30 protein-coding genes are annotated in these 19,290 nt (G+C 72.3%); all 30 read right to left on the bottom strand.

Features of this window, described 5'->3' with window-relative positions; translation table 11 throughout:
* Positions 1-109: 109 nt before the first annotated feature.
* A complete protein-coding gene (locus ICC28_RS01410; RefSeq protein ID WP_188286483.1) occupies positions 110-556 on the bottom strand; it encodes a hypothetical protein in 447 nt (148 codons plus the stop codon).
* Positions 557-568: 12 nt separating this feature from the next.
* On the bottom strand, positions 569-1,075 hold the full coding sequence (locus tag ICC28_RS01415) for a hypothetical protein (RefSeq protein WP_188286484.1): 507 nt from the start codon (positions 1,073-1,075) through the stop codon (positions 569-571).
* A gap of 16 nt (positions 1,076-1,091) precedes the next feature.
* The gene (locus tag ICC28_RS01420) at positions 1,092-1,571 is read right to left on the bottom strand and encodes a hypothetical protein (RefSeq protein WP_188286485.1); all 480 of its coding nucleotides are present in this window, start codon (positions 1,569-1,571) and stop codon (positions 1,092-1,094) included.
* Entirely contained in the window at positions 1,571-1,735 is a 165-nt protein-coding gene (locus ICC28_RS01425) for a hypothetical protein (RefSeq protein ID WP_188286486.1), read from the bottom strand. Before ICC28_RS01425 ends, ICC28_RS01420 begins: the two co-directional genes overlap by 1 nt.
* Positions 1,732-2,064 (bottom strand): hypothetical protein, encoded by a 333-nt coding sequence (locus ICC28_RS01430; protein WP_188286487.1) that lies wholly within the window; start codon positions 2,062-2,064, stop codon positions 1,732-1,734. Before ICC28_RS01430 ends, ICC28_RS01425 begins: the two co-directional genes overlap by 4 nt.
* A 14-nt stretch (positions 2,065-2,078) precedes the next feature.
* Positions 2,079-2,537: a hypothetical protein gene (locus tag ICC28_RS01435; protein WP_188286488.1), complete on the bottom strand. Its 459-nt coding sequence runs from the start codon at positions 2,535-2,537 to the stop codon at positions 2,079-2,081.
* Positions 2,538-3,365 carry a hypothetical protein gene (locus ICC28_RS01440; RefSeq protein ID WP_188286489.1) on the bottom strand — a complete coding sequence of 276 codons (828 nt, stop codon included), beginning with the start codon at positions 3,363-3,365 and terminating at the stop codon, positions 2,538-2,540.
* A 16-nt stretch (positions 3,366-3,381) separates the two neighbouring features.
* Positions 3,382-3,957, bottom strand: coding sequence for a hypothetical protein (locus tag ICC28_RS01445; protein ID WP_188286490.1), 576 nt, complete (start codon positions 3,955-3,957; stop codon positions 3,382-3,384).
* The gene (locus ICC28_RS01450) at positions 3,957-4,367 is read right to left on the bottom strand and encodes a hypothetical protein (protein ID WP_188286491.1); all 411 of its coding nucleotides are present in this window, start codon (positions 4,365-4,367) and stop codon (positions 3,957-3,959) included. Before ICC28_RS01450 ends, ICC28_RS01445 begins: the two co-directional genes overlap by 1 nt.
* 91 nt (positions 4,368-4,458) lie before the next feature.
* Entirely contained in the window at positions 4,459-5,712 is a 1,254-nt protein-coding gene (locus ICC28_RS01455) for a phage major capsid protein (RefSeq protein WP_188286492.1), read from the bottom strand.
* Between the two features lie 68 nt (positions 5,713-5,780).
* The gene (locus tag ICC28_RS01460) at positions 5,781-6,566 is read right to left on the bottom strand and encodes an HK97 family phage prohead protease (RefSeq protein ID WP_188286493.1); all 786 of its coding nucleotides are present in this window, start codon (positions 6,564-6,566) and stop codon (positions 5,781-5,783) included.
* Complete coding sequence (locus tag ICC28_RS01465) at positions 6,538-7,884, bottom strand: phage portal protein (protein ID WP_188286494.1); 1,347 nt, start codon at positions 7,882-7,884, stop codon at positions 6,538-6,540. The genes ICC28_RS01460 and ICC28_RS01465 overlap by 29 nt, the downstream gene beginning before the upstream one ends.
* The gene (locus ICC28_RS01470) at positions 7,881-8,078 is read right to left on the bottom strand and encodes a hypothetical protein (RefSeq protein WP_188286495.1); all 198 of its coding nucleotides are present in this window, start codon (positions 8,076-8,078) and stop codon (positions 7,881-7,883) included. The genes ICC28_RS01465 and ICC28_RS01470 overlap by 4 nt, the downstream gene beginning before the upstream one ends.
* Positions 8,072-9,625: a terminase gene (locus ICC28_RS01475; protein WP_188286496.1), complete on the bottom strand. Its 1,554-nt coding sequence runs from the start codon at positions 9,623-9,625 to the stop codon at positions 8,072-8,074. Before ICC28_RS01475 ends, ICC28_RS01470 begins: the two co-directional genes overlap by 7 nt.
* The gene (locus ICC28_RS01480) at positions 9,622-9,927 is read right to left on the bottom strand and encodes a hypothetical protein (RefSeq protein WP_188286497.1); all 306 of its coding nucleotides are present in this window, start codon (positions 9,925-9,927) and stop codon (positions 9,622-9,624) included. Before ICC28_RS01480 ends, ICC28_RS01475 begins: the two co-directional genes overlap by 4 nt.
* 298 nt (positions 9,928-10,225) lie before the next feature.
* Positions 10,226-10,666 (bottom strand): AAA family ATPase, encoded by a 441-nt coding sequence (locus ICC28_RS01485; protein WP_188286498.1) that lies wholly within the window; start codon positions 10,664-10,666, stop codon positions 10,226-10,228.
* A 23-nt stretch (positions 10,667-10,689) separates the two neighbouring features.
* The gene (locus tag ICC28_RS01490) at positions 10,690-11,004 is read right to left on the bottom strand and encodes a hypothetical protein (RefSeq protein ID WP_188286499.1); all 315 of its coding nucleotides are present in this window, start codon (positions 11,002-11,004) and stop codon (positions 10,690-10,692) included.
* A gap of 4 nt (positions 11,005-11,008) precedes the next feature.
* Positions 11,009-11,293, bottom strand: coding sequence for an HNH endonuclease (locus ICC28_RS01495; protein ID WP_188286500.1), 285 nt, complete (start codon positions 11,291-11,293; stop codon positions 11,009-11,011).
* Between the two features lie 15 nt (positions 11,294-11,308).
* A complete protein-coding gene (locus ICC28_RS01500; protein WP_188286501.1) occupies positions 11,309-11,563 on the bottom strand; it encodes a hypothetical protein in 255 nt (84 codons plus the stop codon).
* A 167-nt stretch (positions 11,564-11,730) separates the two neighbouring features.
* A complete protein-coding gene (locus ICC28_RS01505) occupies positions 11,731-11,976 on the bottom strand; it encodes a MerR family transcriptional regulator (protein WP_188286502.1) in 246 nt (81 codons plus the stop codon).
* A gap of 257 nt (positions 11,977-12,233) precedes the next feature.
* A complete protein-coding gene (locus ICC28_RS01510; protein ID WP_188286810.1) occupies positions 12,234-12,956 on the bottom strand; it encodes a DNA-methyltransferase in 723 nt (240 codons plus the stop codon).
* A 113-nt stretch (positions 12,957-13,069) separates the two neighbouring features.
* Entirely contained in the window at positions 13,070-13,795 is a 726-nt protein-coding gene (locus tag ICC28_RS01515) for a hypothetical protein (protein ID WP_188286503.1), read from the bottom strand.
* A gap of 88 nt (positions 13,796-13,883) precedes the next feature.
* Complete coding sequence (locus ICC28_RS01520) at positions 13,884-14,186, bottom strand: hypothetical protein (RefSeq protein WP_188286504.1); 303 nt, start codon at positions 14,184-14,186, stop codon at positions 13,884-13,886.
* 100 nt (positions 14,187-14,286) lie between these two features.
* Positions 14,287-14,904 carry a Trp family transcriptional regulator gene (locus tag ICC28_RS01525; protein ID WP_188286505.1) on the bottom strand — a complete coding sequence of 206 codons (618 nt, stop codon included), beginning with the start codon at positions 14,902-14,904 and terminating at the stop codon, positions 14,287-14,289.
* Positions 14,901-15,248 carry a hypothetical protein gene (locus ICC28_RS01530; protein ID WP_188286506.1) on the bottom strand — a complete coding sequence of 116 codons (348 nt, stop codon included), beginning with the start codon at positions 15,246-15,248 and terminating at the stop codon, positions 14,901-14,903. The genes ICC28_RS01525 and ICC28_RS01530 overlap by 4 nt, the downstream gene beginning before the upstream one ends.
* A 25-nt stretch (positions 15,249-15,273) precedes the next feature.
* Positions 15,274-16,629, bottom strand: a complete 1,356-nt coding sequence (locus ICC28_RS01535; RefSeq protein WP_188286507.1) for a hypothetical protein — start codon at positions 16,627-16,629, stop codon at positions 15,274-15,276.
* Positions 16,630-16,766: 137 nt separating this feature from the next.
* Positions 16,767-17,195, bottom strand: a complete 429-nt coding sequence (locus ICC28_RS01540; protein WP_188286508.1) for a hypothetical protein — start codon at positions 17,193-17,195, stop codon at positions 16,767-16,769.
* 199 nt (positions 17,196-17,394) lie between these two features.
* The gene (locus ICC28_RS41050) at positions 17,395-17,529 is read right to left on the bottom strand and encodes a hypothetical protein (RefSeq protein WP_262928450.1); all 135 of its coding nucleotides are present in this window, start codon (positions 17,527-17,529) and stop codon (positions 17,395-17,397) included.
* Between the two features lie 81 nt (positions 17,530-17,610).
* A complete protein-coding gene (locus tag ICC28_RS01545) occupies positions 17,611-18,093 on the bottom strand; it encodes a hypothetical protein (RefSeq protein ID WP_188286509.1) in 483 nt (160 codons plus the stop codon).
* A complete protein-coding gene (locus ICC28_RS01550; RefSeq protein ID WP_188286510.1) occupies positions 18,090-19,289 on the bottom strand; it encodes a hypothetical protein in 1,200 nt (399 codons plus the stop codon). The genes ICC28_RS01545 and ICC28_RS01550 overlap by 4 nt, the downstream gene beginning before the upstream one ends.
* Position 19,290 lies beyond the last annotated feature (1 nt).

Raw genomic sequence — 19,290 nt, forward strand, 5'->3', positions numbered from 1 at the left:
TGATGCTGCAGCCAGACGACCGCCGACTCGAACTCCTCGACGGACAGCCGCCGGATCTCCCAGGGCCTGATGTGCAGGTAGTGCGCGAGCAGCCACCGGTACTCGTGGATCAGTCCGCGGAGGTTTTCCGCCGGCGCACCAAGTGGCCTTTTCCCAGCGCGTCGAGCGCGGCGTCGACGTCGGCGGGGTCCTGCGCGAGCTTGCGCAGGTGCGGGGTGAGCACGTCGATCGTGCTGTCCTCGTTCTTGGCGAGGGCCTCGCGCATCACGTTGGTCAGCGCCTCGTCGATCTCGGCGCGCTCGATGCGTGCCCGCAGGCGGCGGCGCCAGCCGGGGACGTCGAACGTGGCGAAGTCGAGGCCGGGTTCGTCGCGGCGGCGGAACGCCCACATGACGGCGCGCATGGCGGTGGGGTCCTGGTTCTGCAGCCGCGCCTCGACTCCCCGCCAGGGGACGTCGCCCATGGCCTCCTCGATCGCGGCCGCCTCCAGGGCCGACAGATCGTCGGTCGACACCCGCTGCTCGGTGCCGTCGTCCTGCACGTGAGTAATGATCATGGTTGCCCTTTCTTACTGAAGATCCCGGCGGACGTCGTCGAGGATCCGTGCGACCTCGGCACGCATCCGCGGCGTGCCGGCCTGCACGGTGCGCGACCACCAGCCGGTGGGCCGGGCCCACTGCGTCACCCACCGCTTGCGGTTGCCGAACACCGGATGCCGCACCCGCCCGTTCTCGATCACCCACGGCATGTTCCGCAGGTCCTCGGGCAAGCGGGAGCGGTCCAGCCACACCCGGGCGCCCGGCGCGGTGCCCTGGCGGACGCTGATTCGCACCGCGCCCGCCAGCGTGGCGCGCAGCGGCCTGGTGGTTGGCGACGGGCCGCCGCGGACCTTGCGGCCCGGGCCCGGCAGCTGCACGCCGCGGATGGCCGTCTGCAGGTCTTTCTGCAGGGGTTCGGCCGCCCGCCGGATCCGGCGGGACATGTTGCGACGCACGCGCGGGCCGCCCGCCCTGCGCAGGCGGCGGGACAGCTCCACCAGCTGGCCCGTGCCGGTGATCTGGACCGAGCTCGGCATCGTCCCTCCCTCGGGCTCAGGCGGGGATGGTGACGTTCTCGGCGGGCTCGCTGGTGATGGCGAACTGGGCCATGATCTGCGCCGCCTGGTCGAGTTCGCGGACCTTGGCCTGCGAGGTGACCGTGACGGGGTAGACGTCCATCGTCTGCCCCGCGACGTCGCCCTCGTCCATCCACACGATGAACCCCGTGGCCTCACGCACCAGGAGGGTGCGCACGTCGTCGCCGTCCTTGGACGCCCAGAACGTCAGAGACGAGTCGGCGGCGGTGATCTCTCCGCCCACGACCGGCGTGAACCTGCTGCCGAGGGCGGGGGTGGGCACAGTGCCGGAGGTGGTCTGCCAGCCCGCCATGGCGCCGGTCTCGCCCTCCAGCGCCGTGCCCGCGTTGATCTCGGAGCGGGTCGGCGCGCTCTTGTTGGCGACCGCCGGCAGCCACAGCACCTTCGTGATGCCGCGCCGGTAGTAGCGGGTGGACGCGTTGATCGGAGTGGACATCAGCCCTCACTTCCCTTCCGCCGACGGCCCTTCGCCGCGGCCGTCGTCGTCTTGTCCTGCCGGCTGGTGACCTGCCAGCCGGACGCCTGGTAGTGAGGCACCGACACCTCCTCCACCTCGATCTGCTGGTCTACCTCGGGATGCGTCATCGTCACGCGGCTCATGAGACGGGCACCCGGATCACGGCGACGTCGAGGGACGTGACGGCGTCGTAGGTGATGGACGCCCGGCCCGTGGCGGGATCCCGGTAGTCGTTGGTGACGGGGATCGCCTCCACAGCGCCCGCCGCCACCGGCACCGGGCGGTCGGCGATCGCCAGACCGTTCACCGTGCCCGGGGTTACCAGCGTCACCGTGTGGGAGCTGGCGTCGCCGTTACGCACCAGCAGCACCACACCTGCCCCGGTCTGGCAGTCGTCTCCGCCTGCCGCTGCCGGACCGTACGGCACTTCTGCGCCCGCCAGTCCCACCACAGTTGTGGTCAGTGCACCCATGCGCTTGGTCCTCTCTACGTGAAGGCGCGGCCGGCCACCGTCAGCAGCAGCAGTGCCTGTACGCCGTCGTCGGTCTGGTCCTGCGTGAGCTGGCTCGCCTCGATCGCCGCCTCCAGCTCCGGCAGGCCGAGGGTCGGGTCCTTGCTCAGCCACGCCTCCACCCGCGCGCCGATCTCGTACGCGCGTTTGCGGGCGGCCGGCACGTCGCCGTCGCCCCGGGCGGCGATCGCCGCGACGGTGATCTGGAACTGTTCCTCGCGGCGGGTGCCCAGTCCGCTCCAGCCGCCGAGGGTCTGGGCAGCCTGCATGTCGCCGGCCGGGTCGCCGTCGAAGCCGATGATCAGCCAGTCCGGCGCGTCGTCGTCAGTGACCTCCGGGCCGTCCGCCACCACGACACCCGCCAGCTCGGCCTTGGTCTCCGCGTTGCCCAGCACCACCAGGGCGTCGATCACATCAGGTACTCGGGATCCCATCTATGCCATCCCTGGGGGTAGTTGGTCGGGCGCCAGGAGCTCCAGGGCCCGGTTGGGTACGGCGTAGCCGAGGCCGGGGATCGGCTCCGTCACGCTGTAGTCGTCGCCGCCGCCGGCCACGCCGCCGCGGCGGCCGGGACGCTGTGTGCGCCACAGGTGCTGCAGGATGATCCGCGCACCGCCGGTGATGTTCTCCTCGACGACCGGACGCCCGGCGGTGTAGGCGGCCCGCAGCGGACCGCACAGCAGGCCGCCGTCCTTGCGGCGGACGATGCCGGTCTCACCGTCCAGGTCCAGATCGGTGACGTCGTAGGTGGTGCCGCCGTCCAGGACCGGCGTCACGCTGGTCAGTGAGCGGGCCGGGGTCTGGCGCAGCGCGAGCAGCTCCACCGGGCCGACGTCGTGGTCCTCCGTCACCGGCCGCACCACGACCGGGCCCACGTAGTACTCCACCGCCCGCGTGGTGACGTTGTTCCAGTACCGGACCTCGTCGTCGTCCCGGTCGCTGTCCTTGATGTTGAGGTGGGCCTTGGCGTCGGCCAGCGACAGGATCGCCGGCGGTGCCTCGGGCCAGACGTCGAAGACGTCCGTGTAGGCGTGCACCGGGCCGGTGAACAGCCAGCGCACCGTGTGACGGCCGGGCTGCGTGGTGACGTAGTCGGCCAGATACCGGCCGGTGGTTGCGGGCGGGTTGGTCACGGCCGGGGTGGCGGTGGTGCCGTCCGGCAGGGTGATGGTGACGGCCGCCGTGTCGGCGTCGGTGAGGGTGCCGCCGGGGTCCCGGCACGGCGCGGTCAGGCGGGCGGTGGTTCCGAGGTCGTACGGCACGGCTCACCTCCCGCGCTCAGCGGGTCTCCATGCCGTCGCCGCGGCCGCCGCCACGCGAGGCCTCGGCCGCCTTCTCGGCGCGCTCCCGGTCGTTCGCCCGGGCCCGTTCGAGGATCTCCTGCCGCTGGCCGGTGATGCCCTTGCGCGGGGTCTCGGCGCCGTCCTCCAGGTGCAGCACGCGCATCGCTTCCTCCTCGCCGGCGTCCTGCAGGTATGCGAGGACGTCCTTGATTGGGTGCTGGCTCGGGTCGTACGGCCCGTCGTCGGCGGCGGGGGGCGTGAACGGGGGCAGGCGTACGGTGACCTGCCACCGCACCCACCGGCCGGCGTCCTCGGCGCCGGCGGGCGGCTCGATGTCCTCGACGGTCGCGGCGAGGACCTCAAGCTCCTGGCCGTCCTCGCCGACGACCTGGGGCTGCTGGTGCACGACCGACGGCGCGGCCTGCGCGCCCGGCTCTTCGTCGTCGACGAGCTCGGCGCGTTCGCCGTCCACCCACACGGCGGCCTCGTCGTCGGGGAGGTCGACGAGCTCGCCGGGCGCCCAGGAGAACGCGGCGCCGCTGATGCCCTGCAGGACACGGATGCGGGCCATCAGGCGCGCACCACCGGGGCACGGCGCGGGTTGGACAGCACGACGGCCGCGCCGTAGACACCGCCGGTCGCCGGACCGCCGGTCACGGTGACCGCCACGCGGACGTAGCGCTTGGCGCCGAGGTAGCCGATCTCGTAGACGGTGTCGTCGTTGGCGGCCGTGACCGCGGGCTCCGCGCCCTGCAGGTCCTCATCGGCGGCCGCCGACCAGGACGCGCCGTCGTCGGACTCCTGGACCTCGAAGGTGTGGGTGCCGTCGGTGACAACGCCGGCGTCGATGACGACCAGGGCGTCCTGGAACATGGCGTCGTCCTCGGCGCGGTCGACGGTCGTTCCGTTCGCGGACGCGGTCCGCGCGGCCGGTGCCAGCGACCGCTTGGCCAGCAGGTTGTTGTACGGGTTGGGGTGCATGACGCTTCCCTTTCCGGGGGCTTGCGAGGGACGGGGGACGTCCGGGGCCGCGGCGTGGGGCGGGCGGCCCCGGACGGATCAGCAGCCAGCTTTAGGCGGCGGCGTGCTGGTAGGCGGCGAGCGCGGAGCCGTCGTCGACCATCCCGTCGATGCGGGAGTAGCCGAAGAACCCGGTCTGCAGCCGGTCGGCGTAGCGCTCGTTGAGGCGGATCGACTGCACGCCGCGGACCTGGCGCACGATGTAGCCGGCCGTGAAGTCCCCGAACACGATGGTCTTGTTGGAAGCGCCGGGCTCCGGCATGGAGTTGTCGACGGTGTACGCCCAGCCGTTGACGGTCGCCGGGAACCCGGGCGCGGGGACCGGCACCCACAGCGGGCGGCCGTCGCCGTCCTTCAGCTTCCGGATCACCTTCAGCGTCTGGTCGTGCCACAGGTACCGGCAGTTCGGCCCGCGGTAGGCGGGGTCGACGCTGTGCTCCAGGTCGATGAGGTCGTCGTAGACGACCGATGTGGTCTGCCCGCCGGCGCCCTGCTTGCCCACCCGCACCGCGGTCGTCAGGCCCTCCGGCTGCTTCACGCCCGTGCCGGTGCACACGTAGCGGGCGACCGCACGGCCGATCCGCTCGCCGAGCTTCCTGGGCAGCCACGCCTCGACGTCGAAGGCGGCGTCCTGCAGCAGCTGCCAGTTCACCCGCACCAGCTTCGAGGTGAACGTGTACGCGCCGAGCTCACGCTCGCCGACCGTCAGGTCCTGCTCGGGGACCTGCACTGCCTCCGACAGCAGGTCGCCCTCGTTGGAGGTGTCGTCGTTGGTGGGCCAGCTCAGGTCGGCGCCGGTGTCGGTGGTGATGACGTTGCAGATGTTCAGCAGTCCGCCGAACGCCTTCATCGTCTCCGTCATGGTGTTGCGGAAGGCGTCCGGCACCAGGTACCCGGCAGCGGAGTCCGGGGCGGTGCCCAGCGCGCGGGTCTGTCCCGCCTGCAGCTGGCTCCAGCCGCCGCGCAGAATCTGCCGGTCCTCGCTCTCCAGGCCCTCCATGCCGTAGCGCATGTACCGGTGGAAGGCTTCGGCGTACCGCTGTGCCTCGGCGTCCGGGTCGTCGCCGCGGTCGGAGGTGGTGATGATCTGGCTGCGGTCGACGCTGCCGAGCTGGGCCATGCGCTCCAGCCGCTCCAGGTCGCCGGAGATCCGCGTCAGGTCGGCCTCGGCCGCGTCCCAGTTGGTCCGCTCCTCGTCGGTGAGGTCGCGGCCCTCCGAGCCGGTCATGATCTCCTGCATGCGGTGCCAGATGGTGTTCTGCTCGTCGACCAGGCGCTGTCGCCGGGCCAGGGTCTCTGTGGTCATGTGGGGCTCCTCGCGGGCATGCCGAGCACTCCCGGACCGCGAGGGTCGGGGGTCGGCGGGTGAGTGGGTCAGCGGGCCAGCCGGTAACGCGCGGCCAGGGCCTGCATCCTGCGGTCGACCGAGGTGCGTGACAGCCGAGTGACGTCCGTCGGCTCGGTGTCGGTGTCGGTGCCGCGAGTGGACTCACCCGGCTCGCGGTCGATCGTCTGCAGCAGGTCGAGCAGCTCGGGCCGGTACTGGGCCCGCTGCTCGATGGCGGCCTTGTCGCCGCGGCGTACGAGCGCGGCCGCGACGGCACGCAGGCCTGCCTCGGTGTCCTCGTACGCGGGGAAGGTGACGGCGGAGACCTCGAACAGCTTGACCTCGCGCAGGATCCGCAGCTCGGCCTGGACGGTGTCACCGCCCTTGGTCTCGACGTCGATCAGCTGCCAGTCGTCCTTGACGACCTGGAAGCCGAAGCTCATGCCGGTGATGTTCTTGTTGCGGATGTTGGCCTTCAGGTCGTTCACGTACGACAGGGCCGGGTCCAGGGCCGAGTCGACGGGCAGGCCCTTGTCGTCCTCGGCCAGTTCGAGCGTGCCGGCCGAGACGCGGGAGACGACGTAGTAGGAGTCGTGGTCGATCAGGAACCGTGCGTCGCCCTCGTCCAGGGTCTTGGTGAAGGCGCCGTCGGCGACTTCCTCGTAGAAGCCCCAGCGCAGCGGGTTGCCGATGCTGGTGCGGGAGTTGAACTTGGCGGCGTAGCCGACGAACCGCTCCGCGCCGTTGTCTCCGTCGGCGCGGATGGCGAGGCCTGCCGTGGACAGCGGCAGGCGACGGCGCTCCTCAGTCGTTGTCCTCGTCAGGATCCCCATCGGTGCCTTCCTCGGGTGCAGGGGCGGGTGTCAGCTGCCGCGGCTCCTCGGCCGGGGCCAGCAGCCGCTGGGCCTCGGCGAGCAGCGCGGCCGCGCGTACGGGCGCCGGAACCTCGTCCGGCGCGAGCGGGTTGGTGCCCAGCGGCGCCATGTAGGTGGGCTGCAGGTAGACGTCGCCCTCGGGGCCGATGGGCGGCAGGTCCTCCAGGGCGCGGATGTCGTTGCCGCTGAAGGCGCCGACGTCGCGCATCGCCCGGTAGAACGTGGCCCTGGCCGAGCTGTCGCCGCGCAGCAGGCCCTGCACGGCGTACTTGCTGTACTGGCTGGCAGGCAGCAGCTCCTTGTTGATGCGCTGCTCGGTCGGCGTCAGCCACGTCGGGGCGAGGTCGAAGGTGATCCAGCCCTGCGCCTGCTGCTCCAGCCCGGTCCCCCACGACGTGCTCTTCTCCGTGGACATCAGCAGGAACTGCGGCACCCCGAACATGCGGGCGATCTCGACGACCTGGAACTCCCTCGACTCCAGGAACTGGGCGTCCTTGTAGGGCATCGTGACGGGCTTGAAGGCGGCGCCGGCGTCCAGGACGGCGATCTCCTGGCTGTTGCGGAAGCCGCCCATCTTCGCCCGCCACTGGGCTTTGAGCTTGTTGGCCTGGTCCGGGTTCAGGCGCTGCTCGGTCTGCAGCACGCCGGACATGATGTTGCCCTTGCCGAACTGGCGGGCCGCTGTCTTCTCCGCGGCCTGGGCCAGGCCGATGCCCTCGGCGGCGAGCCGCACCGGGGAGCAGCCGGTCACGCCGTCGTAGCCGAGGCCGGGGATGTGCAGGATCTCCCGCGAGGTGAGCGCGTGCACGGTGCCCCAGTCGTCGGTGACCTCGAACACCTTCCCCGAGGGCAGCAGTTCGTCGGGCTGGACCTTGCCCACGCGGACACGGTCCGGCATCAGCGGGTGCAGCTCGGCGATGACGCCGGCGCGGTTGCGGATCTTCTGCTGGTAGCCGTTGCCCCACAGCACCCGGTGCACATACGCCAGCCGCCACAGCTCCAGCGGCGTCAGCTCCGGGTGCGGGTTAGCCAGCAGCGGGGATGTGGTGCGGTCCTTGGTGCCCGTGAAGTAGGTGTGCAGCGGCAGCGCCGAGGACACCCCGGAGATCAGCGCGACCGACCGCCACACCGCCGGCATGTGCAGCGAGGACCGCTCCGTGACCGGCATCCCCGACTCGTTGGGCACCGCGCCGAGGTACTCGGCCACTGCCTCCGCCGTCAGCGGCTGCGCGGGGTTCTCCAGGCTGCGTCGCTCGTACAGACCGAACAGGCTCACGTCTCACGCCCCTTCCCGCGCGCCTGGGCGGGCGTGTGCCGGGCCATCTGCCGCTCGACGACGACGACCCCCAGCACGCCGCCGAGGATCAGCGCAGCAGGCACGTAGACCATTCCGACCCCGGCCAGGAACACGAGCACGAACGCGACCTCGACCGCCAGCAGCACCTGCGGCACCTTCGCGATCTTCACCATACGTTCGGCGCCCCCTCGTCCTCGTCGTCGTGGTGCATCTCCCACCCCCACACCGCGTACGTCCCCGCCACCAGCGGGCTCACGTCGACGCCGTCCGACCTGCGCGTCCACAGCCACGCGTCACCCACCTCCCGCTTGCGCGCCCCGGCGAGCGCAACCGTCACGTTCGCCTGGCCGAGATGGGCGAGCGTGCCCTCTTCGACGCGGTCGTAGAACTGCCCGCAGGCCTGCGTGAGCTCCCGCACCTTCGGGCAGAACACCAGCTCAGAGCGGTCCTCGCGGTCCTCGTCGTCCTCGTACTCCAGTGCCTTGCGCAGGCCAGGCACCAGAGAGCCGGCCGGGCCGCCTTCGTCGATCACCCACGCACACGGCGACCACTTCATGTCGAGCTCCTTGGCCCGCTCGATCACCCAGTCCGTCCCCGGCCGGTGGTCGACGACCTCGAAGTGCACGCCTTCACCGGATGCTCCGGCCACGGAGATCGACGACCAGGTCCGCTCGGGGTTGGTGTCGATGGCGAAGCCCACCGGGTCCGCGGGCTTGGAGGAGGCGTCCTCGAGGGCCTCCCACTTGTCCTTGGCGATGACCTGCCAGGTCTCGTCGGTGACCTCGGGGTAGTCGCCCACGCCCAGGCGCTCGCGGTCGAACAGGTCCGGGCGCATGCTGCGCATCTCCCGCTCGACATACGCGGGCCGGATCCGGATACCCAGCGCGGGGTTGGCCCGGGCCCAGGACCGTACGACCTCGCGGTTGTCGTGCAGCTCGCACACGATCCGGCCGTCGGCGTCCGTTGGGCACTCCTTGACGTGCTGGTCGATCGAGTACTCGAGGTACGTGAGCGAGGGGTCCGGGTCGCCCTCGGCCAGGGCCCGGGCCCGCAGCAGCGCCAGTTGCTCACTCTCGTCGCCAAGACCGGCGCTGCCGGTGAACACGAGCTGCGGGTTGGGGCGGGCGGAGAGGACCGGCATGAGGGCGCCGATGGGCGCCGCCCGCAGCTTCATCGCCTCGTCCATCAGGACCAGGTCGCCGGAGAAGCCGCGGCCGGAGTCCCCGCCGCGGGCCAGGAACCGGATCCGGGCCCCGTTGAAGAACTCGAACCCCTCCTCGCCGTGGGAGCGGCGTACGCGCTTGACGCGACGGCTGAGCGCGTACGAGCCCTCGATGACCTGGTCCAGGCGCAGGAACGACTCCTGCGCGGTGTTGAACTGGTGGGCGGTGTGGATGACCAGCTTCCCGCCGAACAGGATGACCTCGCCCAGCTGGCGGGCCTCCAGGAAGCCGCCCTTGCCGTTCTGCCGGGCGACGTTGAGGACAACGTCCAGGGACGCCCACCGGCCCTCGTCGTCCTCGACGAGGGAGTGGTGCAGGGCGAGTTGCTGCCACGGGTCCAGGTAGAGGCCGGCGTCCTCGGCGAGCTCGATGCACTCCTGGCCTGCGGGCGACCGGAAGTCGAGCGCTTCCTGGTCTTCGGTGCCGTCCCACCGGCCGGTGTCGACGCGCCGGCGCCACGGCACGGACAGGATCCGCGGGGTCTGGCAGCCGATCACCCGGCACCCTTACCGGCCCGAGGAGAGAGGCGCCTCTCACGCCGCGCGGCGATCTCGTCGACCTTGTCGCCACGCTCCTTCGGGGGAGCGGCCGCGCGCACCACCTGCATGGCCTGGCGCAGTTCGCGAGCGGCGGTGGCGGCTGCTTTCGGGTCGGGGGCGGAGTCGAGCTCGGCGGCCAGGCGCAGCGCGGCCGCGGCCTGAGCATTCGCCGCAGGATCGACGCCGAGCTCGGCGAGCTCGGCCGTGGTCGCGGCCGCGACGGCGCCGCGGCGCAGGCGCCGCTTCGGGGCATCACCCATTCGGACATCACCCCCCGTAACAAGACAGACAGTGACTATCCGTAACAAGCACTTAGTAACGGAACGTAATCACCTGTATGGTGACAGAGCGTTACTAATTCACTGGAGTGCGGTTCGGCGGATCAGGGAGCGCCGCGGCGGGGAGAGAAGCGGGCGACAAGGGCTTTTGGGTCGCCCGCCTGCGTTCTGAACTTTGGACCCACTCCTCCGCCCTCGCGCACGATCGCACTGCCTGCGCAGCGCTTCCGAAGATCGTTTTACGACGTTTCGTCACGCTCGTCGCTGGTGTGGCGCTGCGTCACCAGTCGCGGGACGTCTGGGCGGTGACGGGGCGTGACCCACCCTTCCGGTACGCCCCGTACCAGCGGGTGACCACGCGGTCCATGCCGTCGGAGCGCATCGCCTTCACGCGCTCACGCACGACCGCTTCGCCGGGATCGACCACGACGATGCGCGCGCCGAGCCGCTTGTACTTGGCCCGGGCCTTGGGGCTGGGCATGGTGTGGATCAGGTAGACGTCCACGTCGTCGAGGTGCTTCACGGCCTCGTCGATGGCGGCGAACCGTGCGCGCTGGGCGACGCGCTGCACGAGCGGGTCGTGGTTCCACTGCGGTGCGCCCGGGCCGGTGAGCGCCGTGGCGATGCGGTCCAGGTCGATGACGATGTCACGTGCTGTGGCGTGCGCCTGAATCCACGTGGACTTGCCCGCGGCGGGTGGACCGGTGATGACGTACAGCACGCTGCGTCACCTCCGCTGTGGCGTCACTCCGGGTGAGCGTGGGCCAGCTCCGGTTGGTCTGCGTCGGCCAGGGCGTGGGCGACGCGTGCCCACATCTCGGCGAGCTTGAGGGCTTCGGTGGACCGTACGCCGTGGAACTGGGCGAGCTGGCGTTCCTCGGTCGCGCGGTCGTGCTGCCATCCGACGTCGGTCCGGGCGCGGGCGCGGTCCTCGTACCGGATGGCCTGGCCGTATTCGGCGCTCGCGCGCTCGGCCCAGGCGAAGGCGTGGGCCTGGGCGCGGTGTTGCTGCTCGGCGCGCCATGCTCCGTAGTCCTGCTCGTCGTTGCTCACCGTCACGCTGTCACCATCTCCTTGACGCTCGGGGCTGCGGCTGGTGGGTGCGGTTGCCGCGCTGGCTGTTGCAGCGGCGGTGTGCGCTGCGGGCGTTGGCGGGGTCGAGGAGGTCGCCGCCGCGGCTGAGCGGTAGGGCGTGGTCGAGGGTGAAGGCCCAGGGGCTGCGCTGGGCTGCGTAGCCGGTGAGGGTGTAGTCGATGTCGTGGCCGCACCACCAGCAGGGCAGGCGCTTGGCGCGCTGCTGCTTGCAGAGGGTGCGGTAGGGGCGCCCGTTGCGGGGGTTGCCGGCCACGGGCGCCTCCTGCGATTACACGTCGTCGCCGAGGACTGTCCGGCGCTTGGCTGCGGCCTTGCGGTTCAGGGCGTTGGTCATCCGTATGGCGGTGAAGGTGAGCAGGAGGAAGAGGACGACGAGCAGTACTTGGGTGATGACGCTGACGATGTGGACGTTCTGCGTGGCACGGGCGATGAGGAGCATGATCACGTTTCCGGTCAGCCAGGCGAACCAGATGCGGAACTTCTCGACTCTCACGGCCGACTGGATGTCTCTGTACTCGCTCACGGTCCCCCCAAGGACTGTTGACGCTGACGGGACATCATTGCCCGGCGTGCTGGCCGCGTGTCGGGGGTGTGGCTGTTCTGTGACGCATGGGCGGCGGCGCGGCCCGGTTCCTTCCCGGGACGCTGACGGTGTTGCCCGTCCTCCGCGCCGCCGCCGGTTCGGCGAGGTTACCGGGTGCTGATGCCGACGAGGCGGAGGGCACGGGCGCGGGTGGCCTTCTCGGCGCGGGCGAGGGCGGTGCGGGCGTACAGGGGGCGGCGGTTGTGGTCGAGGCCTGCTGGGGGGAGGTGGCCTCGGTGGGCCCAGGAGCGGATGGTGTTGGGGGTGACGGCGGCGGCGCCGGCGGAGACCAGGCGGCGCCAGGTGGTGGCGAGGGCGGCGGCTTCGTCGGCGGTGTAGAGGGGATCGGTCACGCCTGCCACCTCCCTGGGATGCGCCGCAGCCCCAGAGCGCGTCCGGGGCTGCGGCTTCATGTGGGTCGGGGTGACAGGGGCCGGTCTTCAGGCTTGCGGCAGCCTCGCCGACTCAAAGGGGCCCGTGGGCCCGGGTCGGCTCCCATCCCTGTGTGTCACCCCTGATGTGGGAATCCTGGGGGTGGGCACACGTGTGCCGTTGGCACGAGTGTTGCGCTAAGTGAGGGATCTTGTCCAGCAGGAACGCCGCGGCCCAGTCAGGCGACGGCCGCGGAGAGCCGGGTGCAGGCGGTGTCGGCGATCGGGGCGGACTGTTCGATGCCGATGAACGACCGTCCGGAGGCGAGGGCGGCGACGCCGGTGGAGCCGGAGCCGGTGAACGGGTCCAGAACAGTGCCCTCGGGGACGCAGACTTTGACGAGTTCGGCCATGAGCTCGTCGGGCTTCTGGGTGATGTGGTGCCGCTTGGAGCCGCGGGGCTGGCTGGCGGAGTACAGGCCGGGCAGGCAGACGGGGTTGCGGGCGGCGTCGACGGGGCCCTTGGTGGCCCACAGGATGTATTCGCAAGCCCGGTTGAAGCCGCCCTTGAAGGGGCGGGAGATGGGCTTGTGCCAGGGCACGATGCCGCGCCAGGTCCAGCCGGCGGCCTGCAGGGCGTCGGAGGTGGCGGGGAGCTGGCGGAAGTCGGTGAAGACCAGGAGCGGGCCGCCGCGTTCGGTGATGCGGTAGCACTCGGTGAGGATCAGGGTGAGCCACAGGGTGTAGCTGCGCTGGTCGCGGTTGTCGCCGTCGAAGTCGGGGAGCTGGTGCTGGGCGTCGCCGCTGACGTACTTGCCGCGGGCGGTGTCGCTGGTGCGGGCCGTGGTGGTGGTGCCGCCGGAGTTGTAGGGCGGGTCGGTGATCGTCGCGCTGGCCGAGGCGTCGGGGAGCGCGCGCAGGAGGGTGAGGGCGTCTCCTCGGTGGAGCGTCCAGGTGGGCATGGTGGCCTCGTTTCCGTGCGGGTCGCGTACGCCGCTGGGTGCGGCGAGCAAGTCGGTGCACTGTCCACCGAGTGTCTGATGGGAACGAACGTTCGTACAGGGGGTATTGGGGCCTACGCGGCGGCCCCGTCGGCGGCGGCCCCCTCCTGGTAGGCGCGCAGGAGGCGTGCGGCGTGTTCGTCGTACGCGTCGAGGGTGAGGTGATGCCCGCAGTCCTGGCAGGTGACGCCGTCCTGCCCGTCGGTGCGGGCGAGATCGAACTCGCCGCACCCGGGGCAGGGCGCGGTCATGTAGTGGCGGCGGGGCACCGCGTGGGTGAGGTCGCGGACGTGGTCGATGAGGTCGCCGAGCTGGCGGTGGAAGTCCGCGATGAGCGGGAGGGTGAGGGCGTACGGCAGGTAGGCGAGCAGCCAGTTGCACCAGCCGGTGATGGTCTCGCCTCCTCGTCTGGGCCAGGCCTGGGCGCAGGGCACGGTGTGGGCGGTGCCGTAGGGGTCGCGGGTGGCGGCCGGGTAGTGGTAAGCGATGTGGCCGGCCCAGGCGCCGAGTCTGGCGGCGATGGGGGGCTGGCCGTCGTCGTCGCTGCCGGGGACGGGCTCGTAGTGGCCGGGGCCGACGAGGAGGTTGAGGACGCGGAGGTCGACGGGGACGGGTGCGGTGGCGCGGCCGGTACCGCCGAGGCGTCCGGCGTGAGGGCGTGAGGCGGGCGCCAGGAACAGGCTCAGCAGCTTCTCCTGCCGGGGCAGTTCGGTGAGCCAGGCGCGGAGTTCGGCGGCGTGCCGCGGGCAGGCGTGCTGTCCGTCGTCGGCGCTACGGGGGCAGATGCTGCAGGTGCTCATGGTGGGGCGTCCTTCTGGTGGGTGTGGTGGTTTCGCGCGCGTGCCTGCGGTTACCGCGCACGCGTTCGCAGGCGCGCGCGTGAGGCGGTCACGCTTCCTTGCGGGTGTGGTGGGGGCAGGTGGGGTCGTGGTGGAAGCCGCAGGAGGTCCACCAGGCCTCGCAGCAGGCCTCATTGAGGGCGACGGTGACGGCGTCCTCGATGGCGGTGTCGGCGGCGGTGCGGGCGTGGGTGTGGCGGGCGCGTGCGGCTTGGCGTGCGCGGCGGTCGGTGCGGGTGTCCAGGGCGCGGCAGACGGCGTTGTAGGCGGTGGCGGCGAGGATGACGAGGACCAGGAGCGCGCCGAGGACGAGGGCGATGTTCAGGCTGGTGACGGTGCGGTCGAAGGTCATCGGCGGTTCCGTATGCGGTGCAGGGCGACGTACGTGGTGAGGGCGAGGGCGGCGATCAGGTAGAGGGCTGGGAGGAGGAGGCCGGGGAGGCGGTCGGGGTTCATGCGTCTGTTCCGAAGATGTGGGGGAAGGCCTTGTCGGCGCGTTTGTGGGCCTGGCGGATGAGTGCGTCGGTGTGGTGGGCGCCGGCGATGCAGTCGGGCTGGTTGCAGGTGCGCCAGACGCGGCCTTGGGGTTCGCGTCCGTGGTGCTTGTGGAAGGCGATGTGGCGGGCGTTGTGTTTGCGGCCGGAGGCGATGAGGTCGAGGCCGCGGCCGCTGCGGGGGCCGGTCCACAGCAGGTGTCCGCCGCTGGCGGTGGGGCGGGTGTGGAGGGTGAAGGCTTCGTCGATGGTGCGGCGCTGGCCGGCCCAGACGTCCCGGTGGGGGACAGGGATGTGGTGCTGTTTACGCAGGTGGCAGATGCGGTTGGGGCTGATGCGGAGGGTGCTGCGGATCTCCTGGGTGGTGGCGCCCGCGCGGAGCAGGACGAGGGCCTGGGCGTCGATGGCGGCGCGTTCGGCGGGGGTGTGCTTGGCGCGGCCGGGCGGGAGCGGGATGTCGAGGGTGCGCCGGGTACGGATGATCGTGTGGTTGCTGACGCCGAGCTCGCGCATGATCTGCCGGTAGGTGTGGCCCGCGTGGAGCAGGGCGGCGACGTCGTCGCGTACGGCGGTCATGAGCGGCCCCACAGGGGTGCCTGGACGGTGGGGCGGCGCCGGGCGGGCCGTGACCGTGGCGGTGCGGGCGGGGCCTGCTGCTCGCTGCCGGTGCAGGAGTCCCAGTGCGCGACGGCCTTCCATTCCAGGAGTTCGGGGTTCGGACGGTCCGCGTCGAGTTCGCGCACGACCAGGCCGCCGAGGCCGGTGGTGTGGGCGGCGAGCCCGCCCGCTGGGGAGGGCAGCGCGTTGAGCGGGACGCGCCGGCCCTTGTTGTAGCCGGAGGTGCAGGTGGCCCAGCGGATACGGGCGCCGCACCGGGTGCAGGTGGTGACGCCTTGGGTGGGGTGCGGGACGGTGGGCATCGGGTGACTCCTCTCAGGGGCCGGGTCAGGCGGGCCTGCAGGTGGCGCAGAGGCCGTGTGGGAGGGGCTGGCGGGACGGCGCGTAGCAGTGGGCGCACTCGTGCCGGAACGCTGAGGGCGGGTGAGCGGCCCGGATCCGCTCAGTGGTGAGTTCGGCGCAGGCCTTGCAGGGGGTGCCGGTGAAGCGCTGGTAGCCGTAGTGGCAGTCGGTGGTGCCGCAGTGGCCGGGGCGGTCGGGCAGGGCGGCGCCGAGGATCCACCGGCCGGGGTCTCGGATGGTGTCGGTGGGGGTCCAGGCGCGGAGGCGGGTGAGCTGGTCGCGGATGTCCTCGGCGAACACGCCCTGGTCGAGCTGGCGCCCGACCTCACGGGCGATGCGCCGGACGGTGAACGGTGTGCAGGCGGGCAGGAGATCCGCCACGGGGGCCAGGACGTGCCAGACGCGGGGGCTGAGGGTCAGCGGCGGTCCGGCGTACGCGGGGCGCTGTGGGGGGCGCACGGCGCCCCGGAGGGCCGGGGGCACATCGACCTCGTTACCTGCGGTATCCACAGGATCGGGCCCGTAACTACGGTGATCTCGCCTACGGCGGAAGGAACCACGCTCGGGCGTGCTTCCCCGGTCGTTCAGTTGTAGGTCTTCCTTATACGCGGGGGATCCGTCATCAAGATCGGGACCCGATCCGTCACCAGGATGAGGAGTCGGCGTCTCCTCGGTGGCGGGGTGGACGGGGTCGTCGTGGACGGTGATGAGGTGGCGGCCGCGGTAGCCGGCGCGCTTGTCGAGGCTGATCCAGCCGAGCGCGGCCAGGCGGTCCAGGAGGCGGGCGACGGAGGCCTCAGCGAGCGGCTGTCCGGTGAGCTTGCCGCCGTGGTGGCGCAGCAGCCGGGCGAGTTCGGTGAGGGTGGGCTGGTGGCCCTTGACGAGGATGGCGTAGCGCAGGCCGAGGTAGAGGCGGTGCTCGATGCCGCGGAGGGTGTCCGCGGCCCGTACCGGCCCGCACACGTACGGCTCGCCCGCGTCGAGGTCGCGGCACCAGCGCTCGGCGGTCTGCCCCGTGCCGGTGATCTTGTGGGTCTGGCGCTTGGTGAAAAGTTCCTGCACGCCGTCCGTCGGCGCCGGTCGCCCCAGGCGGCGCGCCGCGCGCTCTCCACTGGACTTCGAGACGCCCAGGTAGTCGGCGATCTTCTCCATGGACGCCGTGGCCCGGCGCCCCTTCGACAGGGCCTTGACCTTGCCGTAGAAGTTCGTGTCACCCGGCGCGTACGCATCCGCGTCGACGACCACGCGCAGCGGGTAGCGGACCCACTGCCCGCGGCCCGCGCCACCGGCCCCGCCGCGGGTGCGGCGGGGCTCGGCAGGGGACGCGGGCAGGTGGGTCACGGAGTCCTAGCTGGTGTCGTCGGCGACCTGGTCGCCTGCGGGAGTGGTGGAGGTGGCGCCGCAGGGGCCGCGGCGGATGCCGGGCCCGTCAGGGCGGGACGGGTTGGCGGGTAGCGGGGGTAACCGCTCCGGGCCGTTCACCGGGCCTGGCCGGTACTGGGCGGCACCCGGCGCGCGGCGGCCGCCGGGAGGGTGAGGGTGATCGGGCGCGTGAGGCCGTCCGCCTGCCAGGTGTGGACGTCCGGGCGCCGGATCAGTCCGGCGGCCTCGAGCTGCACCAGGGACAGCCGGATCTGCTTGGGGCTCAGGCGCAGCGTGCGGGCCAGATGCCCCTTCTCCTGGGGGCCGAGGTGTCCGGTGGTGCCGGCGACGTGGGCCAGGCCCCAGCCGAGCATGCGGGCGGCGTGGTGCGGCAGCGGGGTGGCGATCAGGGCCTGCTCCCACCGGTGCCGGTCGAACGGCGAGGCCGGGGCGGCCGGGGCCGGTGCGGGTGCCGCGCCAGGGCGGCGCAGGGCGGTGGCGAGGTCGCGCGGGGTGGGCACCGCTCCGGTCGATGGCTGCGTCATCAGGTCTCTCCTGTCGGGGTGGTGGGTGTGCGGCGCGCGGGCCAGCCGGGGCCGGGCTCGGGCGCCTCCTGGCCGGCTATGGCCCAGGGGCTGTGGCGGTCGCAGCGCCAGCCGCACGGATACGGGCGGGCGCGGGTCAGGGCGTGCGGCAGCCACGGCACATCGCACGGCCTGCGCCCGCGCGGGCCCGGCCCGGGCATCACGGCCGCCCGGCGATCGGGGCCGGGTTGGGGCCCGGACGGGGAACGGCCCCCGAGGACGGGCCGCCGCAGCCGGCCGCCCACAGCAGCGCGGCAAGCGCGGCCGCGGCCAGCACGCCCCAGACACGGATCAACAACACGGCCACCTCCAAGGGAGTCGTACGGGGAGTGGGCCGCCCGCCCTGCCTCCAACTACGGGGCGGACGGCCCGGTCATCAGGCGGCCCGGCCGGCCGTGGCCGGTGTGGCGGGCCGGATACGGGTCTGCACCTCGTACGGCTGGCCGGGGACCAGCTCGCCGCGGATGACGGCCTGGTGGTAGGCGCGGGCGAACGCGCGCACAGCGACGTCTACGGCCACCGGCGCCCGCATCCCCAGCTGCAGCAGCGTCGCCAGGGCGCGCCACAGCCGCGGCCGCTGCGACAGGTTCAGCCGCAGCCACGGCCCCGGCGGCCGGGTGTCCAGGCCGTCGGCCACCACCCCGGCCGGCGGGAGCGCGGCGGCCGCCGGATCGCCGGGCGGCTCAGCCAGCGGCCGCTCGCCCGCAGCCACCTCGGCCACCGGCTCAGCCAGTGGCCGCTTCAGCAACTGCTCGGCCGCGTACCGGCTCACCCCGAGCTCGGCCGCGATCCGGCGCGCGCCCCAGCCCAGCTCCCTCTTCAGCCGGTGCGCCTCCACGTGCGGGTCGACGGCGCTCACTCGTCCACGTCCCGGAAGTCGTCGGCGTAGTCCTCCGCGGTCAGGGCCGTGGCCATGCCCTCGGCCGCCCACTCGTCCTCCGCGCGCGGGTCGGGCAGCACCGACAGCGGCACCACGACCGCCAACTGCACACCAGTCGCGGCGAGCTCGTGCTGGGCGGGGAGAGTGAGGATCGTCTCGCCGGGCAGGCCGGGCGCGGGCTGCACGTACCGCTCGGTGTGTGCCTGGTCGTAGCCGGCGTACCCGGTGCAGTGGTCGACGGCCGCCTCGCGGTCCTCGTACAGGCCGGCGAAGTGGACGTCGGTGACCTTCGCGCCGATGGTGACGACGGCGTGCAGCTGCTCGGGCAGGGCCGGGCACGCGTGCGGCGGCTCGACGTACGCGGGATTGTCGCTGCAGGCGCCGCGGTGGCCGCGCGGCCGCGCACAGTCCGGCTGGCCCGCGGTGAAGCCCGGGGCGCCGCACGCGGGCAGCGGCCCGGGCGACTTCAGCCGGGCGAGGGCGAGTTCCGGTTCCCCGCGCCGCAGGTAGTCCTCCGCCTGGTTGACGGCCGCGGCCAGAGCCCTGGCCGCCGTGCGCGCGCCCGCGGCCGCCGTGCTGCCGCGGGGGCCGTCGTGCACGACCTGCCCGTCCCGGACGATGGTCAGCCGGTGCGGGCCTGCCTCCATCCACATCTCCACCAACGGGTCGGGGTCGTCGGCGCAGGCGAACACGCCCGCCGAGCCCTCGAAGTCCTCGCCCTCGGGGTGGCTGTGGGCGAGCAGGCGCAGGTTGAAGCAGCCGTCGTGCTCGCCGCGTTCGACCACGTACGTCTGGCCCATCGCGGCCTCGCTGCCCGCGCGCTCGTAGTGGAGGTGGACGACGTCGCCGTGACGTGCCGGGTACCAGGGGGCGGACTTGAGCGCGGTGTAGCCGGAGTTGAGGGCCTCCACCTCGCCGACCAGGTCCCGGCGGCGCTTGGCATCCCCGGCCTGGGCGAGCGGGCTGAGCTGCTCACCGTCCTGCGGGCGGCCGTACAGACGGGTGAAGACGTGCACGGCCAGGTCGTGGATGTCGGCGGCCCACACGTTGCCTTGAGCGCCCTGGTCCATGGTGGCGCTGCTGCTGCGCCCCCAAATCCGATGGGCGCGGCGGTTGTTGCCGGGCCCGGTCTGCAGGGCCTCGGTGATGGTCCTCAGTCGCGAGTCGCGACGCATA

The organism is Streptomyces sp. TRM68416, from assembly GCF_014596915.1.
In the GTDB taxonomy this organism is placed as follows: Bacteria; Actinomycetota; Actinomycetes; order Streptomycetales; family Streptomycetaceae; genus Streptomyces.

What these genes read in the sequence shown, in the direction of transcription:
- ICC28_RS01540 (WP_188286508.1), bottom strand. Translation starts at nt 17,195, where the DNA reads ATGACGCAGCCATCGACCGGAGCGGTGCCCACCCCGCGCGACCTCGCC.
- ICC28_RS01510 (WP_188286810.1), bottom strand. Translation starts at nt 12,956, where the DNA reads ATGCCCACCTGGACGCTCCACCGAGGAGACGCCCTCACCCTCCTGCGC.
- ICC28_RS01430 (WP_188286487.1), bottom strand. Translation starts at nt 2,064, where the DNA reads ATGGGTGCACTGACCACAACTGTGGTGGGACTGGCGGGCGCAGAAGTG.
- ICC28_RS01515 (WP_188286503.1), bottom strand. Translation starts at nt 13,795, where the DNA reads ATGAGCACCTGCAGCATCTGCCCCCGTAGCGCCGACGACGGACAGCAC.
- ICC28_RS01410 (WP_188286483.1), bottom strand. Translation starts at nt 556, where the DNA reads ATGATCATTACTCACGTGCAGGACGACGGCACCGAGCAGCGGGTGTCG.
- ICC28_RS01445 (WP_188286490.1), bottom strand. Translation starts at nt 3,957, where the DNA reads ATGGCCCGCATCCGTGTCCTGCAGGGCATCAGCGGCGCCGCGTTCTCC.
- ICC28_RS01480 (WP_188286497.1), bottom strand. Translation starts at nt 9,927, where the DNA reads ATGGGTGATGCCCCGAAGCGGCGCCTGCGCCGCGGCGCCGTCGCGGCC.
- ICC28_RS01425 (WP_188286486.1), bottom strand. Translation starts at nt 1,735, where the DNA reads ATGAGCCGCGTGACGATGACGCATCCCGAGGTAGACCAGCAGATCGAG.
- ICC28_RS01525 (WP_188286505.1), bottom strand. Translation starts at nt 14,904, where the DNA reads ATGACCGCCGTACGCGACGACGTCGCCGCCCTGCTCCACGCGGGCCAC.
- ICC28_RS01450 (WP_188286491.1), bottom strand. Translation starts at nt 4,367, where the DNA reads ATGCACCCCAACCCGTACAACAACCTGCTGGCCAAGCGGTCGCTGGCA.
- ICC28_RS01435 (WP_188286488.1), bottom strand. Translation starts at nt 2,537, where the DNA reads ATGGGATCCCGAGTACCTGATGTGATCGACGCCCTGGTGGTGCTGGGC.
- ICC28_RS01415 (WP_188286484.1), bottom strand. Translation starts at nt 1,075, where the DNA reads ATGCCGAGCTCGGTCCAGATCACCGGCACGGGCCAGCTGGTGGAGCTG.
- ICC28_RS01420 (WP_188286485.1), bottom strand. Translation starts at nt 1,571, where the DNA reads ATGTCCACTCCGATCAACGCGTCCACCCGCTACTACCGGCGCGGCATC.
- ICC28_RS01455 (WP_188286492.1), bottom strand. Translation starts at nt 5,712, where the DNA reads ATGACCACAGAGACCCTGGCCCGGCGACAGCGCCTGGTCGACGAGCAG.
- ICC28_RS01530 (WP_188286506.1), bottom strand. Translation starts at nt 15,248, where the DNA reads ATGCCCACCGTCCCGCACCCCACCCAAGGCGTCACCACCTGCACCCGG.
- ICC28_RS01460 (WP_188286493.1), bottom strand. Translation starts at nt 6,566, where the DNA reads ATGGGGATCCTGACGAGGACAACGACTGAGGAGCGCCGTCGCCTGCCG.
- ICC28_RS01520 (WP_188286504.1), bottom strand. Translation starts at nt 14,186, where the DNA reads ATGACCTTCGACCGCACCGTCACCAGCCTGAACATCGCCCTCGTCCTC.
- ICC28_RS01550 (WP_188286510.1), bottom strand. Translation starts at nt 19,289, where the DNA reads ATGCGTCGCGACTCGCGACTGAGGACCATCACCGAGGCCCTGCAGACC.
- ICC28_RS01470 (WP_188286495.1), bottom strand. Translation starts at nt 8,078, where the DNA reads ATGGTGAAGATCGCGAAGGTGCCGCAGGTGCTGCTGGCGGTCGAGGTC.